We start from the raw sequence: 6,045 nt of genomic DNA on the forward strand, positions 1-6,045 counted from the left end.
CAGTGACGAGCGAAGAACACGAAGGGAGCCCACCCATGACCCGTGGTGGAGCAGGGAACATGCTCGGCGTCGGCGGCACCCGCCGGAACCTCTCCCGCGCGGCGCTGCGCGGCAGCGGCGGCGGGACGGCCGGCCGGGGTGTCGACCCGGCCGCGCAGAAGCGGGAGTTGCTGCGGAAACTGAAGGAGGGACGTACGGCGCACGGCGCCTCATGAGCGTCGGCGTGAACTCACCCGTACGGTCCACTGCGCGAAGGCTCCTCACGGCGCACCATGGCATCCACGCACAGATCGTGCGCCTGCCGTCCGTGAGGAGCCTTCCTTGCCTCGTGACGCAACACCCCGCCGCTACCTGATGTGCCCACCCGCGCACTTCAAGGTGACGTACTCCATCAACCCCTGGATGGACCCCGCGAAACCGGTCGACCTGCCCCTCGCCCTCACCCAGTGGGAAGACCTGCGCGACCGGTACACGGCGCTCGGCCACACCGTCGATCTGCTGGAGCCCCGGGCCGACCTGCCCGACATGGTGTTCGCCGCCAATGGCGCCACCGTCATCGAGGGCCGGGTGCTCGGCGCCCGGTTCGCCTTCGCCGAACGCGCCGCCGAGGCCGCGGTGCACCGGGAGTGGTTCCGCGCCCACGGCTTCACCGACGTGCGCGAACCCGACCACGTCAACGAGGGCGAGGGCGACTTCGCGGTCACCTCGACCTACATCCTGGCCGGGCGCGGCTTCCGCTCCAGCCCGCTGTCCCACGACGAGGCCCAGGAGTTCTTCGGGCGGCCGGTGATCGGCCTGGACCTGGTGGACCCCCGCTACTACCACCTGGACACGGCCCTGTGCGTCCTGGACGACGCGGCGGACGAGATCATGTACTACCCGGGCGCGTTCTCCCCCGGCAGCCGCTCGGTGCTGCGCCGGCTCTTCCCCGACGCGCTGATCGCCGAGGAGGACGACGCGGCGGCGCTCGGGCTCAACGCGGTGAGCGACGGCAGACACGTGCTGCTGCCCCAGGCCGCGGTGGGTCTGTTCCGGCCACTGCGCGAGCGCGGGTTCGACCCGATCGGTATGGATCTGGGCGAACTGCTCAAGGGTGGTGGCAGCGTGAAGTGCTGTACGCAGGAGCTGCGCGCCTGAGGGCCGGCCCGACGGACAGGGGGCCGGCCCGTACGGGCCGGCCCCCGTGCGCGGGGCGCGGTCAGTCGTCCAGCTTGATGAGGAACCTGGCGACGGGGCCGTAGAGGGTGATCTCGGCCTCGCCCTCGGCATCCGCGTACTTCCCGGTGCCGCCGGTGACCGCCGAGCGGCCCCCGTGCGGCAGGGGGCCGAAGCGGTCGAGGCTGTCGCCCAGGCTGATGCTGCCGTCGTCGGTGCGCAGCACGCGGTGGCACAGGGCGACGTACCCGTGGCGGTTCTTGTCGGCGACGGTGCAGTGCGACGACACGTCACCGATCTTCTTGCCGAGCCTGCCCTTCTTGTTCGTGTACAGGTGGGCGTGGGTGGTCCAGTCGGTGCCGACGCGCAGGCGCTCCGGCTTGCTGTCGGTCCGCTTGTCCGCGAGCCAGTCGAGGACCTTCACCGAGTCCTTCGGTGTGTCCTTGGGCGTGGGCCTGGGCGCGGCCCCGGCGGTGGCGGTCAGGGCGGTGGTGGCGAGCATCGCGGTGGCGGCGGCCAGGACGCCGCCGGTGAGGAGCCGGGTGCGGGAACGGGTGTGCGGCATGGAGCCTCCAGGGGTGAGGGAGCGCGAACGAGCCCACTCCAACTCCGCCGAAGCGTTCCGGGCAATTGCCAAAGGCATGGGATCACCCGCGTGGTCGCGCACTGTCACCCCGTCAGCGGGGCGGCCACTCGTCCCCCCAGGCGGCGTCACGGGCGGCCTTGTAGAGGGTGCCGTGCCGTTTGGTCACCGTTTCGCGGCGCAGCCCGTCGTCCTCGGTGCACAGGTCCAGCAGGACCTGACCCTTGCGGATCTGGGGCTTGCGGGTCACCCGGGCCGGGGCGGGGACCACGGGGAACCGGGTCGCCACGACGTAGGCGAACTTCTCGTCCTCGTACGCGAGCGAGCCGCCCTTCACCTGGCGGTGGAGGGAGGACCGGCTGACCCGGGCGGCGAAGTGGCACCAGTCGGTGCCCGGCTCGATGGGGCACGCACCGCTGTGCGGGCACGGCGCGGCGATGGTCAGCCCGGCCGCGATCAGCCGGTCGCGGGCGGCGATGACACGGGCGTAGCCGTCGGGGGTGCCGGGCTCGACGATCACGACGGCCTGCGCGGCGCGGGCGGCTTCGGTGACGAGGGCGGTGCGGTCCTGCTCGGTGAGCTCGTTGAGGACGTACGACACGGTGACGAGATCGGTGCTCTCGATGCGGAGCGCCGCACTGATACGAGAGCGCTGCCACGTGGCGCTCTCCAGGGACGGGATGCCCGACGCGGCCGCCAGCTCGCGGCCCAGCTCCAGCGCCGGCTCGGCCCAGTCCAGCACCGTGGTGCGCGCCGAGGAGTCCCACGCCTCGGCGACCGCCCAGCTCGCCGCGCCCGTGCCGCCCCCGACGTCGGTGTGCGTGCCCGGCGCCCACCGCGGGGCGGCGTCCCTCAGCGCGTCCAGCGCCGCCCGTACCGCTTCGAACGTCGCGGGCATCCGGTACGCGGCGTAGGCGGCCACGTCGGACCGGTCCCGCAGCACGGGCGCGCCGGTCGGGACGGTCCCCCGGTAGTGGGTGATGAGCCGGTCGACGGCCTGCGCCGCCTGCGTCGGCGGGAGCCCGTCGAGCAGCCCGGCGAGGGCGCCGCGCAGGGCGTCCGCGGTGGAGAGGGAGGCGTTCACCGATCCATGGTAGGCGGCCGCGCGGCCCTCTCCGGGCGGCCGGAAACGGCCCCTCCCCCTCGTCGCGCGAACTGCTCGGCGAGGTACGGCAGTTGCTACGCTGGCCGCCCGTCGGCCGGGTGGGAGGACCATGAGACAGCGGATCGTACGCATGGCCCTGGTGGCCGGTGTGACCGTCCTGGCCCTGCTGATCCTGCTCGCGACCTGCGGAACCGACGACGAACGCGGCGGCGCGCCGCCGGCCGGGGCGACCCGCGCCAAGGCCAGGAGCGCCGCGCCCGTGACCCGGCTGACCGTCCCGGCCGCGTACGACACCGCGCGGGGCTGGGAGATCACCGGCCTGTCCTCCGAGTACGTCGTCGACCGCGAGGGCGGGGTGATCGCCTACCTGGAGCGCGTCGACGACACCCGCTACCGCCTCCGCACCCTCGACGCGCGGACCGGGCGGCACGGCTGGGCGGGGCGGCCGTGGCGGCCGCTCGGCGATCCCGGGGCCTTCCCCGGCCTGCTGGCCGTGGCGAAGGAGGGCCGGTGGTACTTCGTGACGTGGTCGTACGGCAGGACCGGCGACGACCCGCTGACGACGACCGGCGCTTTCGTGTCCCTCGACGTGTACGACGCGGCCGACGGCACCCGGCGGCGCGTCGAGGTGCCCTGGGCGGACGTGCCGATAGTGACCGGCACCGGGCCGGGTGTGCTGATCAGTGACGGGCGGGCGAGGAGCGCGGTCGTCGCCCCGGACACCGGCGAGGTGAGCGCCGTTCCACCGCCGCGCCTCGGCTACCCCAAGGGCTGCGCGGAGTGCCGGCGGCTCACCGCCGTACGCGGGGTGACGTCGAAGGGCCTGCTGGTGAGCGGCGCGCGGGGCTTCTGGGTGCCGGGCGGCTGGTTCAGCCGCGACCGGGCACCGGCGGGCGCCGACCCGGCGAGCGGGATGCCCGCCTCGCTGACCTCCGGGCACGTCCTCGCGCGGTGGCGGCCGGCGAAGGGCGCGGCACGGGCGGCCACGCACGACGTCTGGGCGGTCCACGAGGCGGGGACGGGCAGGCCGCTGGTGAGGGCGGAGTGCCGCAGGCCGGCGATCGAACCGGGCGAGTACCCGCAGGCGGTGGTGTCGCCGGGAGGCCGGTACGTGATCGCCGGGAGCCTCGCCTTCGACCTGGACGCGCGGACCGGCCGCTGTCTCGAGGAGGCGGACGGTTCCAGGCCGCTCACGCTGACCACCGTCACGGACGGGGGCGTGGCGTACGGGGCGAGCGGTGCCCGGGGCGTGGCGGACGCCCTGGCCGGCGGGGGCAGCCCGGTCGCGGTGGACCTGGCGACCGGGGTGCCCGAGGCGCTCGCGGCGAACGTCCGGCTGCCCGTGGCGGAAGTGGCCGGCGTGGGCGTCTTCCGCTGGACGGACGCGCGCGACCGCGTCCACCTGGTCGGTTACGCGGGACGCGGCTGACGCTGCTGCCAGGGGCGGCACAGGCCCAGGAAACAGGCGACGGCGCCCAGCGCGCACACCAGCTGGACCATCGCCATCGGGACCGCGGTGGTCTCGCCCGCGATGCCGACGAGCGGTGAGGCCACCGCGCCGACCAGGAACGAGGAGGTGCCCAGCAGCGCGGAGGCGGAGCCGGCCGCGTGCGGGGTGCGCATCAGGGCCTGGGCGTTGGTGTTGGGCATCGCCAGGCCCATGGCCGACATCAGGACGAACAGCCCGGCCGACACCGGCACGAGCCCCACCTCGCCGAGGACGCCGCTCGTCATCAGCAGCAGCGCGCCCGCCGCCAGGGCGATGACCACGAGGCCGAAGCCCAGGACCTTGTCCAGGCTGACCCGGCCCACCAGCAGCTTGCCGTTGATCTGGCCGACCGCGACCAGCCCCACCGAGTTGAGGCCGAACAGCAGACTGAAGGTCTGGGGCGATGCCCCGTAGATTTCCTGGACCACGAACGGACTGGCGGATATGTAGGCGAACAGGGCGGCGAAGGCGAGCCCGCCCGCCAGCATGTAGCCGGAGAACACCCGGTCGGCGAGCAGTCCGCGCATCGTCCGCAGTGCCTCGCCGACCCCGCCGCCGTGCCGCCTCTCGGGCGGGAGCGTCTCACCGAGCCATTTCCAGACGACGACGGTGAGCAGGACGCCGACCAGGGTGAGGGCGTGGAAGACACCGCGCCAGTCGGTGATCCGGAGGATCTGGCCGCCGATGAGCGGGGCGACGATGGGTGCGGCTCCGGAGATCAGCATCAGGGTGGAGAAGAACCGGGCCATCTCGACGCCGTCGTACAGGTCCCGCACCACGGCCCGGGCGATCACGATGCCGGCGGCGCCCGCGAGTCCCTGGAGCAGCCGGAACGCGATGAGCAGTTCGGGGCTCGGTGCCAGGGCGCAGACGGCGGTGGCGGCGATGTAGACGAGCATGCCGATGAGCAGCGGGCGGCGGCGCCCCCACTTGTCGCTCATCGGGCCGACGACGAGCTGGCCGAGCGCCATTCCGGCGAGGCAGGCGGTGAGGGTGAGCTGGATGGTCGCGGCGGGCGCGTGCAGGGCCTGGGTCACCTCCGGCAGGGCCGGGAGGTACATGTCCATGGACAGCGGCGGCAGCGCGGTCAGCCCGCCGAGGACGAGCGTGACGAGCAGACCCGCCCGCCGCGCGGCGACCGGCGCCGGACCCGCGCCCGGCTGCGCGGTGCCGGGGGCCGTCGGGGCGGTGCCGCGGGGAGCGGTGCCGGGACCGGTCGGGGCGGTGCCGCCGGGAGCCGTGCCGGGAGCCGGGACCGCGGCCGGGCTTCCGGTGCCGGGGGCCGTCGGGGCGGTGCCGCGGGGAGCGGTGCCGGGACCGGTCGGGGCGGTGCCGCCGGGAGCCGGGACCGCGACCGGGCTTCCGGTGCCGGGGGTGGTCGGGGCGTCGGCCCCGGGGCCGGGGCCAGGCTCGTCGGGCGCGGCGGAGGCCGGTGTGGCGGCCTCCGGGCGCTCGGTCGGTATGTGTCCTGGCGTGCTCGGGCCGCTCTCCGGCATCTCATCTCCTGGTGTCGGGTCCGGCCCTATGCTCTCAGCTCCCCGACAGTGGTTGAAAGCTCAAGGTTCAGCGGCGGCAGCCACGCCGACGAGCACCTCACACCGGTTCCAGCCCCGGGTCCCCGGCCTCGGTCACGAACGAGGCCGCCGTGGTGACCGGCGCGCCGGGGGTCGTCACGGCGGACACCGTCCGGTAGTCGGCGCGCGCCCGCTCGCC

At 74.5% G+C, this 6,045-nt stretch carries 5 protein-coding genes and 2 pseudogenes; 3 read left to right on the forward strand and 4 right to left on the reverse strand.

Annotated elements, in window-relative coordinates; translation table 11 throughout:
* Positions 1-35: 35 nt before the first annotated feature.
* Positions 36-215 carry a DUF6243 family protein gene (locus ACZ6C1_RS32905; RefSeq protein WP_469246062.1) on the forward strand — a complete coding sequence of 60 codons (180 nt, stop codon included), beginning with the start codon at positions 36-38 and terminating at the stop codon, positions 213-215.
* Positions 216-297: 82 nt separating this feature from the next.
* Positions 298-1,137 (forward strand): annotated as a pseudogene (gene ddaH, locus ACZ6C1_RS32910) (dimethylargininase); the annotation flags it as partial.
* 61 nt (positions 1,138-1,198) lie between these two features.
* On the opposite strand, the gene ACZ6C1_RS32915 reads toward ddaH, so the two are convergent.
* Together ACZ6C1_RS32915 and ACZ6C1_RS32920 are read right to left on the reverse strand one after the other, a co-directional pair.
* Positions 1,199-1,720 (reverse strand): hypothetical protein, encoded by a 522-nt coding sequence (locus ACZ6C1_RS32915; RefSeq protein WP_469246064.1) that lies wholly within the window; start codon positions 1,718-1,720, stop codon positions 1,199-1,201.
* A 112-nt stretch (positions 1,721-1,832) separates the two neighbouring features.
* Entirely contained in the window at positions 1,833-2,822 is a 990-nt protein-coding gene (locus ACZ6C1_RS32920; protein WP_469246066.1) for a small ribosomal subunit Rsm22 family protein, read from the reverse strand.
* 130 nt (positions 2,823-2,952) lie between these two features.
* Here ACZ6C1_RS32920 and ACZ6C1_RS32925 point away from each other — a divergent pair, with 130 nt between their 5' ends.
* The gene (locus ACZ6C1_RS32925; RefSeq protein ID WP_469246068.1) at positions 2,953-4,272 is read left to right on the forward strand and encodes a hypothetical protein; all 1,320 of its coding nucleotides are present in this window, start codon (positions 2,953-2,955) and stop codon (positions 4,270-4,272) included.
* Here the strand turns inward: ACZ6C1_RS32925 and ACZ6C1_RS32930 are convergent.
* Both ACZ6C1_RS32930 and ACZ6C1_RS32935 read right to left on the reverse strand, forming a co-directional pair.
* A complete protein-coding gene (locus ACZ6C1_RS32930) occupies positions 4,254-5,828 on the reverse strand; it encodes a multidrug effflux MFS transporter (RefSeq protein ID WP_469246070.1) in 1,575 nt (524 codons plus the stop codon). The two genes, ACZ6C1_RS32925 and ACZ6C1_RS32930, sit on opposite strands and share 19 nt — an antisense overlap.
* A gap of 97 nt (positions 5,829-5,925) precedes the next feature.
* A pseudogene (locus ACZ6C1_RS32935) lies at positions 5,926-6,045 on the reverse strand (alkaline phosphatase D family protein); the annotation flags it as partial.

The sequence above is a fragment of the Streptomyces sp. NPDC041796 genome, from assembly GCF_055590785.1.